The 24,592-nt window shown below is 62.5% G+C and carries 23 protein-coding genes and 1 tRNA gene; 7 read left to right on the top strand and 17 right to left on the bottom strand.

The window, feature by feature from the left end:
- Positions 1 to 16 precede the first annotated feature (16 nt).
- Positions 17 to 661 carry a cytochrome c oxidase assembly factor Coa1 family protein gene (locus BUA38_RS07635; protein ID WP_072817392.1) on the bottom strand — a complete coding sequence of 215 codons (645 nt, stop codon included), beginning with the start codon at positions 659 to 661 and terminating at the stop codon, positions 17 to 19.
- A gap of 317 nt (positions 662 to 978) precedes the next feature.
- Here BUA38_RS07635 and BUA38_RS07630 point away from each other — a divergent pair, with 317 nt between their 5' ends.
- Both BUA38_RS07630 and BUA38_RS07625 read left to right on the top strand, forming a co-directional pair.
- Positions 979 to 1,284 carry a hypothetical protein gene (locus BUA38_RS07630; RefSeq protein ID WP_244553211.1) on the top strand — a complete coding sequence of 102 codons (306 nt, stop codon included), beginning with the start codon at positions 979 to 981 and terminating at the stop codon, positions 1,282 to 1,284.
- Positions 1,285 to 1,518: 234 nt separating this feature from the next.
- Entirely contained in the window at positions 1,519 to 2,199 is a 681-nt protein-coding gene (locus tag BUA38_RS07625; RefSeq protein WP_072825925.1) for a ParA family protein, read from the top strand.
- Positions 2,200 to 2,283: 84 nt separating this feature from the next.
- Here the strand turns inward: BUA38_RS07625 and BUA38_RS37495 are convergent, their stop codons facing one another.
- From BUA38_RS37495 to BUA38_RS07620, 3 genes are all read right to left on the bottom strand, one after another.
- On the bottom strand, positions 2,284 to 2,421 hold the full coding sequence (locus BUA38_RS37495) for a hypothetical protein (protein ID WP_172805998.1): 138 nt from the start codon (positions 2,419 to 2,421) through the stop codon (positions 2,284 to 2,286).
- A gap of 31 nt (positions 2,422 to 2,452) precedes the next feature.
- The gene (locus BUA38_RS36560; RefSeq protein WP_156898438.1) at positions 2,453 to 2,605 is read right to left on the bottom strand and encodes a hypothetical protein; all 153 of its coding nucleotides are present in this window, start codon (positions 2,603 to 2,605) and stop codon (positions 2,453 to 2,455) included.
- 149 nt (positions 2,606 to 2,754) lie between these two features.
- Complete coding sequence (locus BUA38_RS07620) at positions 2,755 to 3,030, bottom strand: metal-sensitive transcriptional regulator (RefSeq protein ID WP_072817391.1); 276 nt, start codon at positions 3,028 to 3,030, stop codon at positions 2,755 to 2,757.
- 53 nt (positions 3,031 to 3,083) lie between these two features.
- On the opposite strand from BUA38_RS07620, the gene BUA38_RS07610 reads away from it, so the two are divergent.
- A complete protein-coding gene (locus BUA38_RS07610) occupies positions 3,084 to 5,573 on the top strand; it encodes a heavy metal translocating P-type ATPase (RefSeq protein ID WP_083587501.1) in 2,490 nt (829 codons plus the stop codon).
- Positions 5,574 to 5,587: 14 nt separating this feature from the next.
- On the opposite strand, the gene BUA38_RS07605 is transcribed toward BUA38_RS07610, so the two are convergent.
- The 5 genes from BUA38_RS07605 to trxB form a co-directional block, all read right to left on the bottom strand.
- On the bottom strand, positions 5,588 to 6,481 hold the full coding sequence (locus BUA38_RS07605; protein ID WP_072817388.1) for a haloalkane dehalogenase: 894 nt from the start codon (positions 6,479 to 6,481) through the stop codon (positions 5,588 to 5,590).
- Positions 6,482 to 6,579: 98 nt separating this feature from the next.
- Positions 6,580 to 8,385: an adenylate/guanylate cyclase domain-containing protein gene (locus BUA38_RS07600; protein WP_072817387.1), complete on the bottom strand. Its 1,806-nt coding sequence runs from the start codon at positions 8,383 to 8,385 to the stop codon at positions 6,580 to 6,582.
- Between the two features lie 74 nt (positions 8,386 to 8,459).
- Positions 8,460 to 9,404: a 4-hydroxy-tetrahydrodipicolinate synthase gene (gene dapA / locus BUA38_RS07595; RefSeq protein ID WP_072817386.1), complete on the bottom strand. Its 945-nt coding sequence runs from the start codon at positions 9,402 to 9,404 to the stop codon at positions 8,460 to 8,462.
- A 575-nt stretch (positions 9,405 to 9,979) separates the two neighbouring features.
- Positions 9,980 to 10,873, bottom strand: coding sequence for a LysR family transcriptional regulator (locus BUA38_RS07590; protein WP_072817385.1), 894 nt, complete (start codon positions 10,871 to 10,873; stop codon positions 9,980 to 9,982).
- A gap of 32 nt (positions 10,874 to 10,905) precedes the next feature.
- Positions 10,906 to 11,871 carry a thioredoxin-disulfide reductase gene (trxB, locus tag BUA38_RS07585; protein WP_072817384.1) on the bottom strand — a complete coding sequence of 322 codons (966 nt, stop codon included), beginning with the start codon at positions 11,869 to 11,871 and terminating at the stop codon, positions 10,906 to 10,908.
- 291 nt (positions 11,872 to 12,162) lie between these two features.
- Between trxB and BUA38_RS07580 the strand changes: the two genes are divergently transcribed.
- The gene (locus BUA38_RS07580) at positions 12,163 to 12,642 is read left to right on the top strand and encodes an Lrp/AsnC family transcriptional regulator (protein WP_072817383.1); all 480 of its coding nucleotides are present in this window, start codon (positions 12,163 to 12,165) and stop codon (positions 12,640 to 12,642) included.
- A 190-nt stretch (positions 12,643 to 12,832) separates the two neighbouring features.
- On the opposite strand, the gene BUA38_RS07575 is transcribed toward BUA38_RS07580, so the two are convergent.
- From BUA38_RS07575 to BUA38_RS07555, 5 genes are all read right to left on the bottom strand, one after another.
- Entirely contained in the window at positions 12,833 to 13,231 is a 399-nt protein-coding gene (locus BUA38_RS07575) for a DoxX family protein (RefSeq protein ID WP_072817382.1), read from the bottom strand.
- Positions 13,232 to 13,424: 193 nt separating this feature from the next.
- Entirely contained in the window at positions 13,425 to 13,901 is a 477-nt protein-coding gene (greA, locus tag BUA38_RS07570) for a transcription elongation factor GreA (RefSeq protein ID WP_072817381.1), read from the bottom strand.
- A 206-nt stretch (positions 13,902 to 14,107) separates the two neighbouring features.
- Positions 14,108 to 17,572, bottom strand: coding sequence for a carbamoyl-phosphate synthase large subunit (gene carB / locus BUA38_RS07565; protein ID WP_072817380.1), 3,465 nt, complete (start codon positions 17,570 to 17,572; stop codon positions 14,108 to 14,110).
- Between the two features lie 257 nt (positions 17,573 to 17,829).
- Positions 17,830 to 17,905, bottom strand: a tRNA-OTHER gene (locus tag BUA38_RS07560).
- 196 nt (positions 17,906 to 18,101) lie between these two features.
- Entirely contained in the window at positions 18,102 to 18,803 is a 702-nt protein-coding gene (locus BUA38_RS07555; RefSeq protein ID WP_072817379.1) for a class I SAM-dependent methyltransferase, read from the bottom strand.
- 79 nt (positions 18,804 to 18,882) lie between these two features.
- Here BUA38_RS07555 and BUA38_RS07550 point away from each other — a divergent pair, with 79 nt between their 5' ends.
- Positions 18,883 to 19,440 carry a Dps family protein gene (locus tag BUA38_RS07550; RefSeq protein ID WP_072825924.1) on the top strand — a complete coding sequence of 186 codons (558 nt, stop codon included), beginning with the start codon at positions 18,883 to 18,885 and terminating at the stop codon, positions 19,438 to 19,440.
- 157 nt (positions 19,441 to 19,597) lie between these two features.
- On the opposite strand, the gene BUA38_RS07545 is transcribed toward BUA38_RS07550, so the two are convergent.
- Together BUA38_RS07545 and carA are read right to left on the bottom strand one after the other, a co-directional pair.
- On the bottom strand, positions 19,598 to 20,110 hold the full coding sequence (locus BUA38_RS07545; RefSeq protein WP_072817378.1) for a PaaI family thioesterase: 513 nt from the start codon (positions 20,108 to 20,110) through the stop codon (positions 19,598 to 19,600).
- 193 nt (positions 20,111 to 20,303) lie between these two features.
- Positions 20,304 to 21,494, bottom strand: coding sequence for a glutamine-hydrolyzing carbamoyl-phosphate synthase small subunit (carA, locus tag BUA38_RS07540; protein WP_072817377.1), 1,191 nt, complete (start codon positions 21,492 to 21,494; stop codon positions 20,304 to 20,306).
- Between the two features lie 172 nt (positions 21,495 to 21,666).
- On the opposite strand from carA, the gene BUA38_RS07535 reads away from it, so the two are divergent.
- Together BUA38_RS07535 and BUA38_RS07530 are read left to right on the top strand one after the other, a co-directional pair.
- On the top strand, positions 21,667 to 22,122 hold the full coding sequence (locus BUA38_RS07535; RefSeq protein ID WP_072817376.1) for a GatB/YqeY domain-containing protein: 456 nt from the start codon (positions 21,667 to 21,669) through the stop codon (positions 22,120 to 22,122).
- 80 nt (positions 22,123 to 22,202) lie between these two features.
- Complete coding sequence (locus BUA38_RS07530) at positions 22,203 to 23,813, top strand: acyl-CoA synthetase (RefSeq protein WP_072817375.1); 1,611 nt, start codon at positions 22,203 to 22,205, stop codon at positions 23,811 to 23,813.
- Positions 23,814 to 23,846: 33 nt separating this feature from the next.
- On the opposite strand, the gene BUA38_RS07525 is transcribed toward BUA38_RS07530, so the two are convergent.
- Positions 23,847 to 24,548: a substrate-binding domain-containing protein gene (locus tag BUA38_RS07525; RefSeq protein ID WP_244553210.1), complete on the bottom strand. Its 702-nt coding sequence runs from the start codon at positions 24,546 to 24,548 to the stop codon at positions 23,847 to 23,849.
- Positions 24,549 to 24,592: the final 44 nt, after the last annotated feature.

The following is a 24,592-nucleotide window of genomic DNA, read 5'->3' as shown; positions in this document are numbered from 1 at the left end:
ATGACGCCGCGGCAACCTAACTCGTCCACCTCCGATCGCCGTCGATCTCCGCGCGCGTCGGGCGAAGTAGATCGATGACGCTGTCCTGTCCATCGACCCTAAGCTTGAGACTTCCGAGCGACCAGGCTCCATCTCTTTTGATCGCCTCAAGAAAAACGCGGCCCGTGCCCTTCGGTCCGCTGACCGAAAAACTGAGCGCCGCATTTCCGCTTGAACCGCTGGTGGAGATCTTGCCGGTCGGAAGGCCGGTCGTGATCGGTTTTCCCAAGACGTTGGCCACTTCCGCGCTGGCCTCGAGATTGGCGACGCCAAGCCGGTAAGCCTCGGAGTGACTGAGGAGATAGAACACGCCGCCAAAGATCGCGCAAAACAGCACGATCACACCGACGTAAATGATGACCGCCCATTTGGTCCAGGCGCGCTGCACGCGCTTGAAATGTTCGATGCTGTCCCAGCGTCCGTTGCGCCAGGCCCAGCGATTGCCGCGCACGCCGAGCACGAACGGCATGACCAGACCGAGCAGCGGCACGAATACCAGCAACGCGATAAACACGTTGTTGCCGATGCCCCAGATCCAGTTCAGCAGGAACGCGCCCCAGTTCCAGCGGTCGATTTCCGCCGGCACTTCCGTCTGATCGAGGGGCAAGCTCTGGTCGGTCATGGCGCGCACCCGCTTGAGGTGAGTCGGTCAGGATTTTAGCCGGTTTGCCAGCCGGGCGACACGGGCAGAGCCACCGCCAAAGTCGCAGCGCCGAAGCGATCGCGCCGTGACGGCCGTCGTCTCGCACCGTGATGCACACCGTTTTTGCATCTGCTGCAACGAAGCGAGCGCCTTTCGGTTTCATCCGGGGAACCGGTGTGCAGCGAAAGCACACTTTGAAAGCTTTCCACCGCTAGTGGGTGTCATCCTGCGAAGGTTCGCTTGCCAACGCGATGACGCTGACTCACAATTTGTCTCTGGGGCGGATTGGGGGAATCATGACTGGCTTTGCGCTTGGACGAAAACTATTCGGCGGCATGATCGCCGCTTCCGCGTTGTGGCTGCTGCCGACGGCCGGGTGGGCCTATACGGCCGAACAACAACAGGCCTGCATGGGCGATGCGTTCAGCCTCTGTGGTTCTGAAATTCCCGACGTGCAGCGGACCACCGCCTGCATGGTGAGAAAACAGGCCCAGCTCAGCCCCGGATGCCGGATTTATTTCAGGCCCCAGCCTCAGGAGGTGTCCGAGAGGCCGCGGCGTCAGCACCGGCCGTACCGGCAGCGCCTCAGCGAGGATGATTAGGTAAAGCGCCTCCTTCGAATGGCGGATCGAGGGCTCATACCCCGGCGATCGCCGCATCCGGCGTCATTCGTGGCATCAGGGTGTGGCATGCCGGGGTATGACTCGATGGTATGACTCAAAAGCAACCACTGATAGCTATTTGCTGTCTTCGCCACATTTGACACCAAATTCCGCTTCCACGAATCAGCGCGCTGATTCATTTTTCCCTCTCTGGGGTCAATGGAGGCGAAGGATATGAACGTGATAGTTTTTGCGTCGCGTAAAGGTGGCTCGGGGAAAAGCACCCTCGCTGCCCATCTTGCGGCGCACGTCCACAAGATAACCAAACCGTGCCTGATGGTCGATGCGGACCCGCAGGGCTCGCTGACCTTGTGGCACAAGTTGCGCGGCACCAACGAACCGCAGATCAAGACCGCCGTTAATTCCGTCAGCGGGATCGTTGCTGCCGCCAAGCGCGATGGCTACGAATGGGTCTTCATCGACACGCCGCCGAATCTGTCGGCCGTCGTCGACGATGCGATCAAGAACGCCACCATGGTCGTGATTCCGGCGCGTCCGGGCGTCTTCGACGTCAATGCCGTGCAGGAAACGATTCAGATGTGCCGTGCCGCGCGCAAGCCTTACGCGGTCGTGCTCAACGGTGCACCGGCCCGGCGCGACGAGGTCGAAAGCCGCATCGTCACCATTGCACGCGAGGCGTTGGCGAAGTTCCGTGCGCCGGTGTGGGGCGGGCAGATCACCAACCGCGCCGACCTTTTGATGGCGCTCGGCAAGGGCGAAGGCGCCCGCGAATATTTTGCGGAAGGCCGTGCGGCTGCCGAAGTCGGCCGGCTGTGGGCTGCGATCGAGCGTTCGGTGAAGGCGATCCGCGGTACCGCTTCCGCCAGTGGCGTGATGCACAAGCAGGCCGCTTAAAGCGCGCTTGCACGTCAACAAACATCATCCCGCGTGCGCAATAATGCGGCGCACACGCGGGATGATGTTGTCTCGTGAATGTCGTCAGTTCACCATCAGCACGTAGAACACCACGACCGGCGACAGGGTCAGGATCACCGACCAGATGCCGACGGCCCACAGGATGTCCTGGCGGCAAAAGCCGTCGCCGACCTGTTCTGAATTTTCCTGGATGTCCACCATAACGCCCCCGCGTTTTCCTGTTGTGGCGTCCTCAGCTTCCAGACAGGAAGCGAACGGCCAGCACCGGCGAAAAGCCGAGCAGCATCGACCACAGGGCGAACGAGGAAACGATCAGGAAATCCTGCTTCCTCTCGGCCCACTTGGAATTCGCAAAACGTCTGTTTGGGATGGTCTCGGTCGTCATGATGCGCCCCCGCCTTTTTGTGATTGGGGCTATCGATAGCGGCAAAGTCCTAAGATACCGGCCTTGCCCTCGACACAGAGTTTAACGGGGCGTTTCAGCGCACGTTAACCAAGCGTGTTAGAGGCGGTATTCTTCCGGATTGATCCCTCTTAGCGATCGGCGCGGCCGATCACATCCATCAGTTCGGAAATCTTGCGGCGCTGATCGGCCTTGTCGCCGGAAACAATCGCGTGCTCGACGCAATGGGCGACATGATCGCGCAGGATTTCCTCCTCGACGCGGCGCAACGCCGCTTTCGCCGCCGCGATCTGCGTGACGACGTCGATGCAATAGCGGTCGTCCTCGACCATGCCCGCAAGCCCGCGGATCTGGCCTTCGATTCGTTTCAGCCTTTTCAGGCAGGAGGTCTTGATCTCTTCGCGCATGGGAGTCATATACCCCCCTAGGGTATATTGTTCAAGAGAGACGGAAGCGAAAAATGGCCCACGGCGAACATACTCACGGCGCCAAAGACGCCGCCTCCGGCGATCACGCCTGCCATCATCACGACCACGGTCAGCACAACCACGATCATCACGGTCACCCTCGTCACGCCGATCATGATCAGGCTGCCGCTTCCTGCTGCGGCGGCGATCATGAAGGGAAAGCCGGCGCGGACGCGGAGGTCGCGATCGATCCGGTCTGCGGCATGAAGGTCAAGCGTGCGACCGCCAAACATCGCTTCGACTATCAGGGCACGGAATATCTGTTTTGCTCCGCGCGCTGCCGCGACCGTTTTCAGGCCGACCCTGACAGTTTTCTCAAGCCGAAGGATCAAACCAAGCCGGCCGCGGCCGAGCGGCCGGAGCCGGTGGTTCCGGCAGGCACGATCTACACCTGCCCGATGGACCCGGAGATCCGCCAGGTCGGGCCGGGGACCTGTCCGATCTGCGGCATGGCGCTGGAGCCGGAACAGGTTTCGCTCGACCAGGGCCCCGATCCCGAACTGATCGATATGACGAGGCGGTTCTGGATTGCGCTGGCGCTCACGTTGCCGGTGTTCGTGATCGAGATGGGCCGCCATCTCGGTCTCATGCATGGGATGCCGCCAGTCTGGTCGAACTGGATTTCGCTTCTGCTGTCGACGCCGGTCGTGCTGTGGATGGGCGCGCCGTTTTTCGCGCGCGGCTGGCGCTCGGTCGTATCTAGCCACCTCAACATGTTCACGCTGATTGCGATGGGAACAGGCGTGGCCTGGCTCTACAGCGTGATCGGCACATTGACGCCGCAGGCCTTTCCGGCCGGTTTCCGTGACGCGCACGGCGCGGTTGCGGTGTATTTCGAGGCGGCAGCCGTGATCACGGTGCTGGTGCTGCTCGGCCAGGTGCTGGAATTGCGGGCGCGCGAGCGCACCTCGGGCGCGATCCGCGCATTGCTGGGGCTTGCGCCAAAAACCGCCCGGCGCATCACCGGTCACGGCGACGAGGACGTTTCGATCGATTCGATCGGGGTCGGCGATCATTTGCGGGTTCGCCCCGGCGAAAAAATCCCGGTCGATGGCCGCGTGATCGAGGGACATTCGTTCGTCGACGAATCCATGGTGACGGGCGAACCAATGCCGGTCGCGAAAGCCGAGGGCGCGCGCGTCATCGGCGGCACCGTCAACCAGCATGGTACGCTGGTGTTGCAGGCCGAACAGGTTGGCCGCGACACCATGCTGGCGCGGATCGTCGACATGGTGGCGCGGGCGCAGCGCTCGCGCGCGCCGATCCAGCGTCTGGCGGATCGTGTTTCCGGCTGGTTCGTACCGGCGGTGCTGGCTGCGGCGGGAGTAGCCTTTGCCGCCTGGGTTATGTTCGGACCCGAACCGCGCTTCACCTTCGGATTGGTAGCCGCGGTGACGGTCTTGATCATCGCTTGCCCCTGTGCGCTTGGCCTTGCCACGCCGATGTCGATCATGGTGGGGGTGGGGCGCGGCGCCCGCGAAGGCATTCTGATCCGCGATGCGCAAGCGCTGGAAGCGTTCGAGCGGATCGACACCGTCGTGATCGACAAGACGGGGACGCTGACCGAAGGCAGACCGAAGCTCGCTTCCGTCGCGACCGCGCCAGGCATCGACGAGGACACGCTGTTGCGGCTGGCCGCCGGGCTCGAGCAGGCGAGTGAGCATCCGCTGGCGCGTGCGATCATCGAGGCCGCCAAGGCCCGCGGCCTGTCGTTCGAAAGTGCGTCCGACTTTGCGGCCCATCCGGGCAAGGGCGCCACCGGGAGCGTGCAGGGCCGCACCGTCGCGCTCGGCAATGCCACGTTGATGGGCGAGCTGAATGTCGCGATAGCCGCGTTTGAGCCCGCGGCGGAAGCGGCGCGCGCCTCCGGCGCGACCGTCATTCATGCGGCGATCGATGGCCGCGCTGCCGGCATTCTCGCCATCGCCGATCCGATCAAGGCGTCGGCGAAAGCCGCAATCGCGGCGTTGCGCTCGGAAGGCCTGCGCATCGTGATGCTGACCGGCGACAACGCGACCACCGCGCGCGCCGTCGCCTCTCAGCTGGATATCACTGACATCGAGGCCGGCGTGTTGCCCGAGCGCAAGGGTGAGGTGGTGCAGCGGCTTCGCCAGCAAGGCCGCCGCGTGGCCATGGTCGGCGACGGCGTCAACGACGCGCCGGCACTGGCCGCGGCCGATGTGGGGATTGCGATGGGCGGCGGCACGGATGTCGCCATCGAAAGCGCCGGCATCACGCTTCTCACCGGCGACCTGTCCGGCCTGGTTCGGGCGCGGCGGTTGTCGGCGGCGACCATGCGCAACATCCGGCAGAATCTCGCTTTCGCCTTTGTCTATAACGCCGCCGGCGTGCCGATCGCGGCGGGCGCGCTCTATCCGGTGTTCGGCATTCTGCTGTCGCCGATGCTGGGGGCTGCTGCGATGGCGCTCTCATCGGTGAGCGTGATCGGCAACGCGCTGCGGCTGGCGCGCACAAGGCTTTGACCAGCTTGCTCTGATCAGCTTCGTTTCGGCCGGTTGGCGCCGATGAAGCGCGATAACGCCGCGCCGATCTCGTCGGGGCAATCCTCCTGAATGAAATGCAGGCCGGATACCGTGACCTCCTGCTGGTTGGGAAAACGCCGGCAGAAATCGCGCGAACGTCCGGTCAGCATCGAGCCCGGCTCGGCATTGATGAACAATTTCGGTTGCGGGCTTTCCAGAAGCCATTGTCCGTATCGTTCGACGATGGCCACAACATCGGCCGGCTCGCCGCCGATCGGCAATTCCCGCGGCCAGACCAGCATTGGCAGCCGCGATACCGGGTTAAGGAACGGACGCCGGTATGCGTACATTTCCTTCTCGCCGAGAGGACGGATGACGAGTTTCGGCAGCAACCCCTCGATGAAGAAGTTTTCATCGAGGATCATGTGCTCGCCCTTCTCCGAACGCAGGTCGCGAAAGAGCGGCGCCCGGCTTTGCGGGAGATCTGCCCATTCGCGCGGGAAAAGAATCGATTCCATATAGGCGATGGCGTGGACGCGTTCCGGGTGCCGCGACGCCCAGTAAAAGCCGAGCGCCGATCCCCAATCGTGCAGGACGAGCGTGATATTCTCGTGCAGGCCGATCGCATCGAACCACGCATCGAGGTAGCGCGCGTGATCGCGAAACCGGTAGGCGCCGGCAGGAGAGGGCCCGGATTGTCCCATCCCGACGAGGTCGGGCGCCAGGCACCAGCCGAGATCGCTGACGTGAGGAATGACGTTGCGCCAGAGATAGGAGGACGTCGGGTTTCCGTGCAGGAACACGATCGGATGGCCCTGACCGACCGTCACATGGCTCATTTCGGTGTCGAGGATGGGAATCCGGCGCCGGGGAAGATGATCTTCAGCGGAGATGGTGATCTTGCTCATGTCGCCTCGCTTTCGCGATTTCGACCGATAAATTCGACCTATTAAGTCGCGCAGGCCGGCTTTGTGCCATGCCAAATCGTCTCAAAATCTCGCGAGGCTCAGGCGCCGGATTCCTGACCCGTCGCGAGCCTGAGCGCGGATAGCGCCATGTCGCGATGCGCCGCGTTACCAAGCAGCTGTCCGATCACCAGCCACGCCCCGCCGGGTGCAATTCCCTGGCGTTTGGCGAATTCTCGCGCCGCGTCGAGCCGTCCCATTTTTGTGTAGGTGGCGGCCAGGAACCAGGCGGTGAGCGAGTAGCTTGGGAGCTCGGTGAAGGAAATTTCCAGGATTCGGCAGGCCTCGCCGAAACGTGATTTGAAGAAATGACACATTCCGATGCCGGTCAGGTGAAACGCCTTGCGCGTGGCGCGAGGGTCGAGCCGCAGCGATGTCTCGAAATGGGTGATCGCGAGCTCGGACTCGCCGGAAACGGTGCGCATCCAACCGCTCCATAACCAGCCGAAGGCGTGACTGGGATTGCGCGCCAGGGCCCCGTCGACCAGCCGCTTCAGCGTTTCGATATTTTCGCCCGTGTCCATCAGCGCGCCAGCGGCCGAGGTGACGGTCGAGGGGTCGTCGGGCGCGGCCTCAAGCGCGCGACGCGCCCAGATGATGGTGAGTTCTCTCTCAGTCGTGGCGTCCTTGACCCACCGGTTCAAGAGATTGTGGGCGTGACAGAGTGCGAGTGATGCGAGCGCCATCCCGTAACGCGGGTCGCATTCGACCGCGCGTTCGAGTAGCGCGATTGCCTCCAGATTGGCCTCGGGCGTCCACGCGCGAATAAGCGGCAGCGAACGAAGATAAAAATGATAAGCGGTCAGATTGGATGTGGGTTGCTCCAGGGCGCGCTGGATTTCCGTGTCGAGCAGCAGGGGATCGATCACGCCGGCGACGCTGGCGGCGACCTTGTCCTGAAGTTCGAACACGTCGGCCATCGGGCCGTCGAACTTCTCGGCCCACAGGTGCGCGCCCGTGGTGGCGTCGACGAGTTGTCCGGTGATTCGCAGCCGCGAGTCCGCGTTTCGTACACTGCCTTCCAGTACGTAGCGCACGCCCAGTTCACGCCCGACCTGCCAGATATCGATCGGCTTGCCCTTGTAGACGAACGAAGAATTCCGCGCGATCACGAACAGCGATTTGAACCGCGACAATGCGGTGATGATGTCTTCGACCAGGCCATCGGCAAAATAATCCTGCTGGGGATCGTTGCTCAGGTTCGCGAACGGCAGCACCGCGATCGACGGTTTGGCCGGAAGTTCGAGCGCCGGCGGCTCCGTCGCCGGCAACGAGGACGGGATTTGGGCTGCGCCTTCTCTGTTAAAACTTTTTTTGTCACCAAAAGACATTCGCCAAACCCGTACCGGCTCGGCGATGTTCTTCAGCCGCTGCGGACCGAGATCGTGGCACGCCAGTTCGACCTTGCCGCGGATCTGCCGGTAGGCGTCGTCGGAGAAACAGATGCCGCCGGGCGCAGCCAACCCTTGAAGGCGCACGGCAATGTTGACGCAGTCGCCGAAAATATCGTTCTCGTCGATCATGATGTCACCGACATTCATGCCGATCCGAAACGCGATGTCAGGTTCGCCAGCCTGGCCGCTCTCGTGCGCGACCATCGCGCGCTGGACTTCGACGGCGCTGCGTGCCGCATCGACCGCGCTTGAAAACTCCACCAGCATGCTCTCGCCGGACACCTTCACGATGCGCCCGCGACAAGACGCGATGGCGGGAGCGACGATGTTCTTTCGGATCGCCTTGAGCCGGGTCATGGCGACTTCCTCGCCGGCCTGCATCAGGCGGCCGTAGTCCTCGACCACCCCTGCCAGCACCGCCGCCAGCCGCCGTTGCACGCCTTCGCCGGTCAAGAAAGCCTCCGCGGCCGAGTCGACCGTGAGATCAAAGCACTTCGTTCGCCCTGCTTCTAGCTCCGTCTCTCCGACTACGCCGAAGGTTCTAAACGCGATACCGGAACTTGCCGACGCGCGATCTCGGCATCGAGCCTTGCTGCAAGTTCGCGGCTGACCTCGACCATCGGTAGCCGGACCTCGGCGCTGTCGATCAGGCCCGTACGCGCCAGCCAATACTTGGCCGGCGCCGGACTGGGCTCGGCAAACAGCAGCCGTGGGAGGGGGGAGACGCTGTCCCAGCGCTCGCGCGCATCGTCCGTGTGACCTTCCTTGAAGAGCTTCCATATCGCGGCAAATGTCGGCGTCTCGACGTGGGCCGACAACAGGATTGCGCCGTCGGCACCGTCAGCGAGCGCCTCGAAATACAGGGCGTCCTCGCCGGTCAAGATGCGAAAGCCGGCCGGCCGCCGTCGCAACAGCTCGATCGACTGCGCGCGGTTGGCGCCGCAATCCTTCATGCCGACGATGTTCGGATGGCTTGCGAGCTCGAGCAGCGTCTCGGTTTCAAGCGCGACCGAGGCGCGATAGGGGATGTTGTAGAGTACGAGCGGCCACGAGGCGTGGTCGGCGAGCATGTTGAAATGCTGCAACAGGCCGCGCTGTGAGGGGCGCGAATAATATGGACTCGAGATCAGATAGCCGTCGATTGGCCAGCCCGCGGTTTCATCGAGCGTATGACAAAGCTTGCGCGTATAGCTGCCGGCGAGCCCGAGGCAGATCGGCAAATAGCGCCTCGCCTCGGCAAGGGTTTCGCGCGTCACGGCGACAATCCATTCGAGTTCGGCCATTCCAAGCGTCAGGCCTTCGCCTGAAGTCGCCGCAAGGATCAAGCCGTCGATCGGCAGCGCCGCGTAATGGCGCACCAGCCGCCGCAGCGAAGTCTCATCGACGATGCCATCGCAGAATGGCGTGACGAGCGGCAGCCAGAGGCCGTGCAATTGCGAGCACAGGCCTGAGGATTGAAAGGGGGCAGTCATGGTCCTTCTCCTGATTGACCGGAGACGGGACACAAAAAACCCGCCTCGCGGCGGGGGTTGCAGATCGGCTGTTGCGAAGTGTCTATCGCGCGCGTCGACCCCAGGCCCCCGGAAGGGAGACTTTTTTCGAACGGAGGGCTGTGCACGAACGCGTGATCATGCCGCGATGATGCGGTGCATCAGTTCCACTGTCAACACGGGTGGCGTGCGAGGTCAGGCTTTCCCATCGTGAAAACAATCAGGGGAAGACCGCCGCGTGGAAAAAGCCTTTGATGTCAGCGCGAAAAAAAGCCGGGCTCATGAGAGCCCGGCTTTGAGTATTGGCCTCGTTGGGCCGACACAATCACCTTCCAAGAGGGATAACCGAACATCCGCGCCACTGGAGGAGGGGGACATGTGCGCAACGCGAAAGCTCAGTGTCCGAACATTATGGTCCCGCCGGGCGCCCTGCAGCAACGGGGTGGGCCGCATGTCAGACATGCGGGGATCGATTATCGACCGATAATTAGGATGCGCACGGGAAAACTGTGCAGTGGCTTTCGAAGCGCGACGAAGGCCTTCGTCGCGCTTCGGCTTCAGGACGGCCAGCGCTGAGCCTTGCTCACCACGAAGTCGCGAAACACCTGAACGCGTGCAACCGTCTTCAATTCTTCGGGATAGACGAAATACGTATCCAGCTGGATCGAATCCGATTCGCCGAACAGCTGCACGAGGCGGCTGTTTTCCTCGACCAGGTAATCCGGCAGTGCCGCGATCCCGAGGCCCTGCTGGCAGGCGCGCACCAGCCCCAGGATGTTGTTGACCTTGAAATAGGCCTCGCGCGGGCCGGTGCCGTTGCGACCGGCCTCGACGAGCCAATTGCGGTTTTGCAGATGCGGCGCGACCTGCCCGTCGGCGAGCGTGATGATCCGATGCGCGTCGAGCTCGTCGAGCGTACGCGGCGTGCCGAATCGCTTGATGTATTCCGGCGAGCAATAAGCGTGGAAGCCCATCGCAAACAGCTTGCGCTGGATCAGGTCGGGCTGGGTCGGCTTGCGGGTCCGGATCGCCACGTCCGCTTCGCGCATCGACAGATCGAGCTCCTCGTCGGTGACGATCAGCGAGATGCGGATTTCCGGATAGAGCGCGGTGAATTCACCGAGCCGGGGAATCAGCCAGTTGATGCCGACGCCGGGCGTGGTGGTGATCTTGAGGTCGCCGCTCGGCCGCTCGCGGCTGTCGGTGAGCTTGGCGCGGGCGGCCTGCAACTGCATGAACACGTCATGCGCGGTGCGAAACAGCAGGTCGCCTTGTTCGGTCAGGATCAGGCCGCGGGCATGACGGTGGAACAGTGAGACCGACAATTCCTGCTCCAGCGCCGAGACCTGGCGCGAGACGGCCGACTGCGACAGACCGAGTTGCTCGCCGGCATGCGTGAAGCTCCCCGCCTCGGCCGCCGCGTGAAATACTTTCAGCTTGTCCCAATCCATATCCATAAACCCGTCGCGTATGCGGTGAAAATTCATTCAGCTGCCGCGCGATCACTCGCGCGCAGCGCCAGAAAACGTTCAGCTTCGAGTGCCGCCATGCAGCCAAGGCCCGCGGCCGTGACCGCCTGACGATAGGTTTCGTCGGCGACGTCGCCGGCGGCAAACAGGCCCGGCACGGAAGTGGCGGTCGAGTTCGGTGCGACCTCGACATAGCCGGACGGTTTCAGCTTGATCTGTCCGGCCACAAGCTCTGTCGCCGGCGCATGGCCGATCGCGATGAAGACGCCGTCGGCGGGCACTTCCGTGAGCGCGCCGGTCTTGACGTTCTTCAGCCGGACATGGGTGACCTTGGATGGGTTCTCCGCACCCCTGATTTCGTCGATCGCAGAATCCCACACCACCTTGATCTTGGGATGCTTGAACAGGCGATCTTGCAGGATGCGCTCGGCGCGGAAGTGATCGCGGCGATGCACGATCGTCACCTGCGAGGCGAAGTTGGTGAGGAACAGCGCTTCCTCGACCGCGGTGTTGCCGCCGCCGACCACGATGACTTCCTTGCCGCGATAGAAGAACCCGTCGCAGGTCGCACAGGCCGAGACGCCAAAGCCCTTGAATTTCTCTTCCGACGGCATCCCCAGCCAGCGCGCCTGGGCGCCGGTGGCGAGGATGACGGTCTCGGCCAGATAGACGTCGCCGGAATCGCAGGTCAGCCGGAACGGCCGCCGCGCGAGTTCGAGCTTGTTGACGAAATCGGTGACGATCTTGGTGCCGACATGGGCGGCCTGCTTCTCCATCTGCTCCATCAGCCAGGGGCCCTGGATCACATCGGCGAAGCCCGGATAGTTCTCGACGTCGGTCGTGATGGTGAGCTGGCCGCCGGGCTGGATGCCCTGGATCAGCACCGGTTCAAGCATCGCCCGCGCCGCATAGATCGCCGCGGTGTAACCGGCCGGGCCGGAACCGATGATGACGACCTTCGCGTGAATAGGTGCAGGCATGAGCAGGTCCCTTACCGAGGGGGATTTGATGAGCGCTTAAGCTGTTTTCGCCCGGGAAGGCGCCGCATTGGCGCTGAAAGTGTCAAATGCAAGTCTAAGGTATCTGGCGAGCTATGCAAGAATTGCAATTCAAATCAGCAAAATTTCCCGTGAGTTAGAAAAATGGCGCAACGCACGCGTAATAAAATTGCGCGACGTAGCCGAGCTGGGCTAAGAGAGTTACGGCCAAGGCCGCAAAAATTGGCCGCCACCCGCAAGAAGTCCCTCTCAGCCTGCTGGAACCCAGACCGCGTGTCGAAGAATCTTGACGAAATTGACCTCAAAATCCTGAGCGAAATCCAGGCCGACGGTCGAATCACGAATGTTGAATTAGCCAAACGCGTCGGCATTTCCCCGCCGCCGTGTCTGCGCCGCGTGCGGACGCTGGAGGAAGCGGGCTACATACAGGGCTACCGCGGCTTGCTCGATCCGCGAAAACTCGGCTTCGACGTCACGGTATTTGCGTCCGTCCATCTGTCGAGCCAGGCCGACGCCGATTTGCGCGCGTTCGAGGATTTCGTGCGCGCCGAGCCCTTGGTGCGGGAATGCTGGATGCTGTCGGGCGAGGTCGATTTCGTTCTGAAATGCGTGGCGCCCGACATGGCGACGTTTCAGGATTTCGTCACGCATCTGACCGCGGCGCCGCACGTGCGAAACGTGCGAACGTCGCTGGTATTGCACAATTCGAAGTTTGAGGCGGCCGTGCCGCTGGAAGTGAAGGCGAGGGGTTAGCTTCTCTTATCCCTCCCCCGCGAGCTTAGCGAGTGCGGGGAGGGTGGATCGGCGTGAGCGACAACGAGCGCCGAGCCGGGTGGGGGCGTCTGATTTGCGAAACGTTACCCCCACCCTGGTTCGCTTCGCGAACCTTCCCTCCCCGCAAGGGGGAGGGATTCATTCCGCCGGCGATATCGCTAGCCTCGCCTCAATCCTTCTTTCCCATCTTCGCATCGACGCTGTAGGGGCCTCCGCCCGACGTCGCCAGATACAGACAGGCGAAGCAGAACAGGATTGCCGCGGTGCCGTTGTTGAGGATCGGGAAAAATCCGCGCGGAAAGTGTCCGATGAAATAGGCAAAGGCCATTTCGCCCGACAGAATGAAAGCGACGATCCGTGACCACAGGCCGATCATCAGAAGCCCGCCGAGGATGAGTTCGATCGAGCCGGCTGCGCCGATCAGCGAGAACAATTCCACCTTTTCGAACGGCGTGCCGGCCGGAAACTTCAGGATTTTGGCAACGCCGTACTGGAAGAGCAGCAGTCCGGTGATGAAGCGAAACAGACTGAGCGCGGCTGGCTGAAATTTCGAAAACGTCTGGTCCATGTCATGTCCCCCTGTTTTGACACGTTAAAGTACGCGTGAGCTTATCGTCTCGGCCGCCCAAAAGCTTCGTGCGGCCCACCGTCTAACCCCCACTTTTGAACAATATTCCGACTGCCGACATGAGAAAAGCCGCGCTCTGAAGGCGCGGCTTTCGGATTTTCATGGCTACGGAGGTGCTAGTGGGCTCAAAAAATCAGCGCCACTCGACCTTGGTGATCTCGTAGGATTTGGGGCCGCCGGGGGCCATGACTTCCACGGTCGTGCCTTTCTTCTTGCCGATCAGCGCGCGCGCCAGCGGCGAGGTGATGGAAATCTTGCCTTTCTTGGCGTCTGCTTCCACTTCGCCGACGATCTGCCACACCGCCTTTTTCTCGGTGTCTTCATCGACCAGCGTGACGGTCGCGCCGAATTTGATCGTGTCGCCCGACAGCTTCGAGATGTCGATGATGTCTGCGCGCGCGAGCTTGTCCTCGAGCTCGGCGATGCGGCCTTCGTTATGCGACTGCTCTTCCTTCGCGGCGTGATATTCCGCGTTTTCTGAAAGGTCGCCATGCGAGCGCGCTTCCGCGATGTGTTCGATGATGCGCGGACGATTCACCGACTGGCGCTGCTTCAATTCATCCTCGAGCGCGGTATGACCCGCCGCGGTCATCGGAACCTTTTCAATCATCTTCTCTATCCCTTGTCCGCGCGGGCGGCAGATCGTGGTTTGGCTCGCGCGAAAACGTTTTCAGATCAGGCTTTCACTGCCGAAACAGTTCAAAAGCCCGTTAACTCGGCCCGGTGAAGGGAGGCCAACTCAACATTGATGCGGGCGGAGAGTTCCCAGCTGGCTTTATTGCCAATCATTGCAGGGGCTTTTGGGCTCGCCAATGATCAGTTCTCGGAAAAGTAGCTCTGCAACGTGCGGACCTCAAGGTCTCCGCCCAGATAAGCGCGGACGCCCTGGGCAGCCGCCACGGCACCGGAGAGAGTGGTGTAATACGGCACTTTATGCAAGAGGGCAGCGCGCCGCAGCGATCGACTATCGGCTAATGCCTGCGGCCCTTCGGTGGTGTTGAAAACGAGCTGAATGTCGCCATTGGTGATGGCGTCGACGATATGCGGCCGTCCTTCCAGCACCTTGTTGACCTTCTCCGCCGGCACACCGTGATCGCTGAGGAAGCGCTGCGTGCCCGACGTCGCCAATACCTTGAATCCAAGCGAGGATAACAGCCGGACCGCATCGATGATGCGGGTCTTGTCGCTCTCGCGCACCGAGACGAACACGGTGCCTTTCCTCGGCACACGCGTGCCGCCGCCGAGCTGGCTCTTGGCGAAGGCAATTTCGAAAGAGCGGTCGATGCCCATGACCTCGCCGGTCGAGCGCATTTCCGGCCCGAGCACGGTGTCGACGCCGGGGAAGCGCGCGAACGGAAATACCGATTCCTTGACGCCGACATGATCGGGTTTCGGTTTCTTCAAATTAAAGTCAGCGAGCTTCTCGCCGGCCATCAGCCGTGCGGCGATCTTGGCGACCGGCATGCCGATTACCTTGGCGACGAAAGGCACCGTGCGTGAGGCGCGCGGGTTGACCTCCAGCACATAGATATCGCCGTCCTTGATGGCGTATTGCACGTTCATCAGACCGACAACGTCGAGCCCGAGCGCCAGCTCGCGGGTTTGCCGTTCGAGTTCGGCGAGGGTCTCGGCATCGAGCGAGTGCGGCGGCAATGAACAAGCGGAGTCACCGGAGTGAATGCCGGCCTCCTCGATGTGCTCCATGATGCCGACGATGAAGGTGTCCTTGCCATCGGAGAGGCAGTCGACATCGACCTCGATCGCGTCGGACAGATAGCGGTCGAACAGCAGCGGATTGGTGCCGAGCACGGTGTTGATCTGCCCGGTCTTGTCGTTGGGATAGCGCGCCTTGACGTCACCCGGCACGAGCTCGGGCAGGGTGCCGAGCAGATAGTCGCTGAGCTGATTGTCTTCGCGAATGATCTGCATCGCGCGGCCGCCGAGCACGTAAGACGGCCGCACCACCAGCGGCAGGCCGAGATCGGCCGCGACAAGGCGAGCCTGTTCGACCGAATAGGCGATGCCGTTCTTCGGCTGCTTCAATCTGAGCTTGTCGAGCACGCGCTTGAAGCGGTCACGGTCTTCGGCGAGGTCGATGGCGTCGGGCGAGGTGCCGAGGATCGGCACATCGGCTTCCTCGAGCGCGTGCGCGAGCTTCAAGGGCGTCTGCCCGCCGAACTGCACGATCACGCCATGCAGGCGGCCGTTGGTCTTTTCGGTCTCGATGATTTCTAGCACGTCCTCGGCCGTCAGCGGCTCGAAGTACAGCCGGTCGGCGGTGTCGTAGTCGGTCGACACGGTTTCCGGATTGCAGTTGATCATGATCGATTCATAACCCGCATCGTGCAGCGCGAAGCAGGCGTGGCAGCAGCAATAGTCGAACTCGATGCCCTGGCCGATGCGGTTGGGTCCGCCGCCGAGAATGATGACCTTGTTCTTGTCAGACGGCGCGCTTTCGTCCGACGGGGGACCTGCGAACGGCGCCTCGTAGGTCGAGTACATGTAGGCGGTTGGCGAGGCGAATTCGGCGGCGCAGGTATCGATGCGCTTGAATACCGGGCGGACGCCAAGTTGATGCCGGCGCGCCTTCACGTCGGCCTCGGTCATGTTGGCGAGCACGGCGAGCCGCGCGTCGGAAAAGCCCATCGCTTTCAGCATGCGCAGGCCGAAAGCATTCGGCGGCAGGCCGTCCTGACGCACCTTGGCTTCCATCTCGACGATCGAACGCATCTGCGCCAAAAACCACGGATCGATCTTGCAGGAGTTGAAGATGTCTTCATCACTCCAGCCGAGCCGCATCGCCTGCGCCACCTGCAACAGGCGGTCCGGCGTCGGCGTGCCGAGTGCCGCGCGGATCGCGTTCTTGTCGTCGTCGCGCCCGAGGCCCTCGATCTCAATTTCGTCGAGGCCGGTGAGGCCGGTCTCGAGCCCGCGCAGCGCCTTTTGCAGGCTCTCTTGAAACGTGCGGCCGATGGCCATCACTTCGCCGACCGACTTCATCGACGTGGTCAGCGTTGTCGAAGCGCCGGGAAATTTCTCGAACGCGAATCGAGGAATCTTGGTGACGACGTAATCGATCGTCGGCTCGAACGACGCCGGCGTGGCGCCGCCGGTGATGTCGTTGGCGATTTCATCGAGCGTGTAGCCGACAGCGAGCTTCGCGGCCACCTTGGCGATCGGGAATCCGGTTGCCTTCGAGGCCAGCGCCGACGAGCGCGACACGCGCGGATTCATCTCGATCACGACCATGCGTCCGTCGGCCGGATTGACGCCGAACTGCACGTTGGAGCCGCCGGTTTCAACGCCGATCTCGCGCAGCACCGCAAGCGATGCGTCGCGCATGATCTGGTATTCCTTGTCGGTGAGCGTCAGTGCCGGCGCGACCGTGATCGAATCGCCGGTGTGAACGCCCATCGGATCGAGGTTCTCGATCGAGCAGACGATGATGCAATTGTCTTTCTTGTCGCGGACCACCTCCATCTCGAACTCTTTCCAGCCGAGAACGGATTCCTCGATCAGGACTTCGTTGGTGGGCGAGGCGTCGAGCCCGCGCTCGATGATGTCGATGAACTCTTCCTTGTTGTAGGCGATGCCGCCGCCGGTGCCGCCCATGGTGAAGGAGGGGCGGATGATCGCGGGCAATCCGATCTCGGAGAGCGCCATCAGCGCTTCGGCGAGCGCCTGCTGCTGATAGCGCTTGCGCCGCTCGTTCTCCCCTAGCGTCCACTGCCGCTCGAACGTTTCAAGCGCCTCGCCGGAGAGCTTCTCATGATCGGCGAGGTATTTGTCGCGGTCGGATTTCTTGAGCGCGGAGGCGTTGGCCAGCCGCGACTTCGGCGTCTGGAGGCCGATCTTCTGCATGGCGTTGCGGAAAAGCTGGCGGTCTTCGGCCTTGTCGATCGCGTCTGCCGTGGCGCCGATCATCTCGACGTCGAATTTGGCGAGCGTGCCCAGCCGGCGCAGCGACAGCGCGCAGTTCAGCGCGGTCTGCCCGCCCATGGTCGGCAGCAGCGCAAAGCCGCCGGGAATGACGTGACGCTCTTTCTCGATGATCTTGGCGACGATCTCGGGCGTGATCGGCTCGATATAGGTGGCGTCCGCGAGTTCCGGGTCGGTCATGATCGTCGCCGGATTGGAGTTGACCAGGACGATGCGGTAGCCCTCTTCCTTCAACGTCTTCACCGCCTGCGTTCCGGAGTAGTCGAACTCGCAGGCCTGGCCGATCACGATGGGACCGGCGCCGATGATCAGGATGGTGGAGATGTCAGTTCTTTTGGGCATCAATACTCGCGGGCCGGGAAATCGGGCACAAAAAAAGGGCGCGCATTCCGCGCGTCCCCTAGCCAGAAGCGCGTGATCGCCGCGCGCGGTCGGTCTTTAGACCAGATTCCGCGACCGCGAAACCCCCAATAAAGGACCATCAACCGCCATTTTCCCGCCTTCGCTCTCCGAGCTATGGCGAGGCGGGGCCGGGTGGGCTGGCTTTCGGCCTGATAGGGCTGGCCTGCCTGGCCTTCGCTCGCAAAGCGAGCGAAGGCTGGAGGCCCGGCCTGGATTTGAACCAGGATAAAGAGCATTGCACTGCTCTCGCGTCGACGCTTCCGCCACCGGGCCGCATCCATCTTTCCCGATCGGCGCCCGTGGGGCCACTGTTAGTCGCGGTTAACCCTACCAGCCTTCGCAGGCTGCGCCTGCTTCGGCCAGGCAGGCCACCTCGTAGCGAGGGCTGCCTCGGCGTAGCCCGACATGTCCGCCGAAGCTCGAAGAGCGAAGGCGGAAGGGCGAAGACGGGCCCGCTCGGTTCACTCCTTCACGTGGCCAGCGACGGCCGCGCCACGAAGGTCATGCGCCAGGGATTGTGGCCGATATTGACGGCGACGCGCGAGGCGGTGAAGCCGCTTGCCCCAAGCCTGGCCACCATGTCGGCCTCGCTGTAGCGCTCCAGGCCGACGCGGCTGCGCAATTGCCGATAGTCCGACAATGCCGTCGAGACCAGCCCGATCAGCGCGTCGCGCAGAAATCCGTGGGCAGCGGCAAAACGCAACAGCGCGATCACGTCGCGCGGCATGCCGACCTCGGGGCGAAGCACGTCCCCGACCACAAGCCGTCCGCCGGGCTTCAGGATCCGCCGGACGTTTGCAAAGGCGCCGTCGAGTTCTTCCGGGGTCATGTACTGCGTGACCGAATTCATCACCACGAGATCGATCGATTGTTCGGCCATCTTGCGCACGTCTTCGAGCGAGCGCACGCGGACCTTGGTATTCGGGGCAAAGCGGGCGATCAGGCGTCCGCGCACCCCGGGCGCAGGCTCGGCGAGATAGAGCATGCCGCAGGCGTCCGCGACGCGGGCCGCCGATAGCGCCTCGCCGCAGGCGTAATCCAACACCACCGCGTCGGGCGTGCCGATATATCCGATGATGTCCCGCGCAATCAGCTGAAAATGCAGATCGCGATGCAACTTGCTCGCATAGATCGTATGCGTGGAATCGTAATAATCGATCCATTCGTCCATGAGGTGTAGCGCCCGAAAATACCAGGGTTCCGCCGTAGGAACCGCCCCGCCAATGAGGCGTTAAATGGTCCGGCGAACGATGTCCATCGCCGGCTACCTAACAGGAAGGCTGATCGTGAGCAAAGCCAGCAAAACCTCCCCCGATCTCGACACCCCGAGCGACCTGTCGAAGGCCGCCACCGACAAGATTTCAGCCGCGCTCAATGTGCTTCTGGCCGACGCCTTTGCGCTCTATCTGAAAACCAAGAATTTCCATTGGCACGTCAGCGGCCGTCATTTCCGCGACTATCATCTGATGCTCGACGAGCATTCGGACGCCATCTTCGCCACCACCGACCAGTTGGCGGAGCGGGTGCGCAAGATCGGCGGCACTACGGTGCGCTCGATCGGGCAGGTCGCCAAATTGCAGACCATCAAGGACAACGACGAAAGCTACGTGCCGCCGCGCGAAATGCTGCGCGAATTGATGGAAGACAACAAGCACGTCGCAGCCGCGATGCGAAAGGCGCACAAGCTGTGCGACGAGCATGAGGACTCCGGCACCGCCGGCCTGCTCGAGACATTCATTGACGAGACCGAACGGCGCACCTGGTTCCTGTTCGAAGCCACGCGCCAGGAAGGCTCGAACGCGGCGTAGCTGTCGAACATTTTCAGGTCGTCCCGGGCAAGCGAAGCGCGACCCGGGACCCATACCGCGTGATTCTCGAAATGGACGCGGACGAAGTTTCTTCGCAAAACGAAGGCTGGTGGCTATGGGTCCCGGCTTTCGCCGGGACGACCGGAACCACCAACGTTTACATTCCCTTGGCGCCGGGCCCCGGAATCTCGAAAACCAGACAGGTCGTCGTCGCATGTGCGAGCAGGTGGCCCCTGGCATCGGTGATGCGCGCCTCCGCGGTGGCGGCGCGGCGGCCGACATTGAGCGTGCGGCCCTCGGTTCGCACGACGCCGGTGTCCTTTGTCATGCCGCGGATGAAGCTGACCTTGAATTCGAGCGTGGTGTAGCCTGAGCCGGGCGGCAGCATCGAGTGCACAGCAAGACCCATCGCGGAATCCAGCAGCGTCGCGGCGTAACCGCCATGCACGGAGCCGATCGGATTGTAGTGGCGAAAGCCGGGCACGCTGGAGAACGAAACGATCCCGGGCTCGACCACATGATCAAACGGCTCGATGTTCTGCATGATCGGCGGCGCCGGGAATTTGCCCTCGATGAGCATGGCGCGCAGGAAATCGATGCCCTTCATCGAGGCCATCACGTCCGTGAGCGTCACGCCGTATTCGACCTTGCGGGCAGAAGTGTCGGTCATGAGGGAACTCCGAGCGGAAAATGCAATGATATACGTCATATCAAATAGCGATCAAGGACGCCAGTCCTGGCAACCCGTCATTGCGAGCGTCAGCGAAGCAATCCAGTTCAAAGAGAACGCTGGATCACTTCCTCGCTTGCGCTCCCTTGCGCAAACGCCTTGCGTTTGTCGCAGGCGATGACGAAGGATCTTCTCAAGCCCGCTTCTTCGCCCGCATCAAATCGGCGAAGCGCTGGAACAGGTAGTGGGAATCGCGCGGGCCCGGCGAGGCTTCCGGATGGTATTGCACGGAGAACACCGGCTTGCCGTCGAGCGCAATGCCGCAGTTGGAGCCGTCGAACAGCGAGACGTGGGTCTGCGTCGCGCCTTTCGGCAGCGTCGCCTGATCCACCGCGAATCCATGATTCATCGAGGTGATCTCGACCTTGCCGGTGGTCTCGTCCCGCACCGGGTGATTGGCGCCGTGATGGCCCTGATGCATCTTTTTCGTCTTGGCGCCGACGGCGAGCCCCAGCATCTGGTGGCCGAGGCAGATGCCAAAAGTCGGCGTGCCGGAATCGATTACCTTCTTGATGACCGGAACGGCATATTTGCCGGTCTCGGCCGGATCGCCCGGACCGTTCGACAGGAACACGCCGTCCGGCTTCATCGCCAGGATGTCTTCGGCCGAGGTCGTGGCCGGCACCACCGTAACTTTGGCCCCGACGCCGGCGAGCAGGCGCAGGATGTTGCGCTTGATGCCGTAGTCGACCGCGACCACGTTGAATTCCGGATCGGTCTGGTGTCCGAAACCCTTGTCCCAGCTCCACGGTGTCTCGTCCCAGGTGAAGCGCTGGGCGGAGGTCACCATCGGCACCAGGTCCATGCCTTCGAGACCCGGCCATTCCCGCGCCTCTTCCTTCAGGCCGTGGAGGTCGAACTCGCCATTCTTGGCATGCGCGATCACGCCATTGGGCATGCCCTTGCTGCGGATCAATGCGGTCAGCGCGCGCGTGTCGATGCCGGAGAGACCGATGATGCCACGCGCCTTCAGCCACTGGTCGAGGTGCCGCGTAGCGCGATAGTTCGAGGGGTCTGATATCGCGGTGCGCAGGATCACCCCGCGCGCGCCCGGCGTCGCCGCCATGTTCACTGTCTCGATATCCTCGTCGTTGGTGCCGACGTTGCCGATATGCGGGAAGGTGAAGGTGATGAGCTGGCCGGCGTAGGAGGGGTCGGTGAGGATCTCCTCATAACCGGTCATGGCGGTGTTGAAGCAGACCTCGCCGACGGCGTGGCCCTCGGCGCCAAGGCCGAAACCTTCCAGCACCGTTCCATCGGCCAGCACGAGAAGTGCGGTCGGCTTGTGGTCCGGCCAGGCGGCAGTATTTCCGGATGTCGTCATGAAGCCTTTACATAGTCGCGTGCGGGGCCCGCGTCAAAGTCGCTTCAGGCTGATTCACATGCGTTTTCAGCATATTTCCGGGCAGTTAGCAGGCCCGCGGCCGGAACGCCGGTTGTCTCGGTCAGCCGAACCGCCTAGATCAACGTTTCAAGCCGAAAAGAGGGTGATTCCCATGCTGCGCGACGACATCAACAACGCGGTCAAGGACGCGATGAAGGCCAAGGAAGAGCGCAAGCTCTCCACGTTGCGGATGGTCAATTCGACCATCAAGAACGCCGACATTGCCGCGCGCGGCGAGGGCAAGCCGCCGCTCTCCGACGCTGACCTGCTCAGCGTGTTGCAGAAGATGATCAAGCAGCGCCAGGAATCGGTCGAGCTCTACGAGAAAGGCGGCCGCGCCGAACTCGCCGCCCAGGAGCGCGATGAGATCGCGGTGATTTCGGCGTACCTGCCCAAGCAGATGTCAGACGACGACATGAAGGCCGCGATTGCGGCGGCCATCAAGGAGACCGGCGCCGCTGGCATGAAGGACATGGGCAAGGTCGTAGGCCAGCTCAAGGGCAAGTATGCCGGGCAGATGGATTTCGGCAAAGCCAGCGGTTTGGTGAAGGCGGCGCTTAATTCTTGAACCTCGCCCCGCTTGATCTATCGCCCCCTCTCCTTGTGGGAGAGGGTTGAGTGGCAGCGGTGTTGGTTTAAGCTTACGCCATGCTCACCGAAACCAACGATTACGCCAAACTTTGCCGCGAGTTTCGCTGGGAGATCCCCGAGCGCTTCAACATGGCGACCGCCTGCTGCGATCGCCATGCCGACGGAAGCGGCCGCCTCGCGCTGATCTATGTCGACGAGGATGGTTCGTCGCGCCACACCTCTTTCGATGAACTCGCCGTGCTGTCGCGCCGTTTCGCCAACGTACTTGTCGCCGATGAGCTCACGCGCGGCGACCGCGTCGCGCTGTTCCTGTCGCAGTCGCTGGAATTGCTGGTCGGGCATCTGGCGGCCTTTCGCGCCGGCATGATCTCGATTCCACTGTTCGCGCTGTTCGGCGAAGACGCGCTGGAATTTCGCCTTGCCAATTCAGCCGCCAGGACCATCGTCACCGATGCGGCCGGATGGCAGAAATTGCAAAAGATCCGCGACCACCTTCCCGATCTGAAAAACATCTATCTCGTCGGCGACGATGCGCCCGCCGGCACGAAACAATTCGGGCCGGCGCTGCAAGCCGCCTCGAGCGATTTTACGACCGTCGATACCGCGGCCGACGATCCCGCGATGATCATTTACACGTCAGGTACGACCGGAAATCCAAAGGGCGCGCTGCACGCCCACCGCGTGCTGCTCGGTCATCTGCCGAATGTCGAGATGATCCACGATTTCTTCCCCAAAGCCGATGACGTGATGTGGACGCCGGCCGACTGGGCCTGGATCGGAGCCTTGTTCGACGTCTTGTTTCCCTCGCTCTATCACGGCGTGCCGGTGGTCGGGCACCGCGCGAAAAAATTCGAACCGCATGCCGCGATGCAATTGATGGCCGAACACAACGTGCGCAACGTGTTCCTGCCGCCGACCGCACTGAAGCTGATGCGGCAGGCCGAGGTCAGTCATCCCGGCGTGAAGTTGCGCAGCATCTTCTCGGGCGGAGAGGCGCTCGGCGCAGAACTCCTGGATTGGGTGCGATCAACCTTCGGCATCGAAGTCCACGAAGGCTACGGCCAGACCGAATGCAATCTGTCGGTCGGCAACAATGCAAAACTGTTTCCGATCCGGCCGGGCTCGATGGGCAAGGCGACGCCGGGTTTCGACGTGCGCATCGTCGACGATGCGGGCAACGAATTGCCGCGGGGCGAGCGCGGCATCATCGCCGTCGCACAGCCCAATCCCGTCACCATGATCGAGTACTGGAAGAACCCGGACGCCACGCAAAAGAAATATGTCGGCGGGTTTCTGTTGACCGGCGATCTCGGACGGCAGGATGAGGACGGCTACTTCTGGTACCTGAGCCGCGAGGACGACGTCATCACCACGGCCGGTTATCGCGTCGGTCCGTCGGAGATCGAGGATTGTCTCTTGAAACATCCGGCGGTGGCGATGTCGGCGGTGGTCGGCGTTCCCGATCCGGTCCGCACCGAGTCGATCAAGGCGTGGATCGTGCTGCGGCCGGGTTTTGCGCCAAGCGAGGCCTTGGCGCGCGAGATCCAGGATTTCGTGAAAGTGAAACTCGCCGCGCACGAATATCCGCGCTTTGTGCAGTTCGCAGATAACCTGCCGATGACGGCGACGGGAAAAGTGCTGCGGCGCGAGCTGCGGGCGCTGGGATGATCCAGCCGCGTTGGTCTTCGCGGCTTGCGGCCGTTACCGAGCCGGCTGCATGCCGGAGTTCTTGATGGCGGTCGTGGTTTGATCGGACGCCAGGAACGCAATCAGGCGCTTGGCCTGCTCCGGATTATGCGCCGTCTTGACGATGGCCGCGGTGAATATCTGGACCAGTTGCACCTCGTCGGGAAGCGGTCCCACCAGTTCGATGCCGGGCTGATTGACCTGTTCGCTGACCGGACCGATGGCGAGATCGGCGTCGCCGGCCGCCAGTGCGTTGGTCGATTCGATGCCGCGCGCGTAGAGCTTCGACGATACCTTGTCGGCGATGCCGAGCCGCGGAAACACCTCGTCCTTCATGAAAATGCCGCTGGTGCTGCCGGGCAGCGCCACCATGCGTGCGCCGGTGAGCGCCCGCTTCAACGCATCGACGCTGCCGATATCCGGCTTGGCGCTTCCCTGGCGCACCGCCGCGCCCAACGCGACGCCCGCCAACTTCATCTCCGAGCCGGCAGTGATCCGCCCCGCGGCCTTCAATTCGTCGAGGCCCTCGCCCGAGAGGATGACCACATCGACCTCGGTGCCTTGTTCAAGCTGGGACTTGATGGTCTTCGGACCGGTTCCCTGCGATGCGCCGGACAGCGTGGTCACGCTGATGCCGGTGCTGCGTTCGAACTCCGGCAACACCTGCTTGTAGGCGAGCGAGAAGCCGCCGGAGATCATGACTGTCAGATTTTCCATTGTCTCTCCTTCAGATGTCGCAAGCGACATTGCAAGAGTAGCGG

The organism is Bradyrhizobium erythrophlei, from assembly GCF_900142985.1.
Taxonomy (GTDB): domain Bacteria; phylum Pseudomonadota; class Alphaproteobacteria; order Rhizobiales; family Xanthobacteraceae; genus Bradyrhizobium; species Bradyrhizobium erythrophlei_B.
Note: the sequence above shows the minus strand (reverse complement) of the source record. Positions and strands in the feature narration are given on the sequence as shown.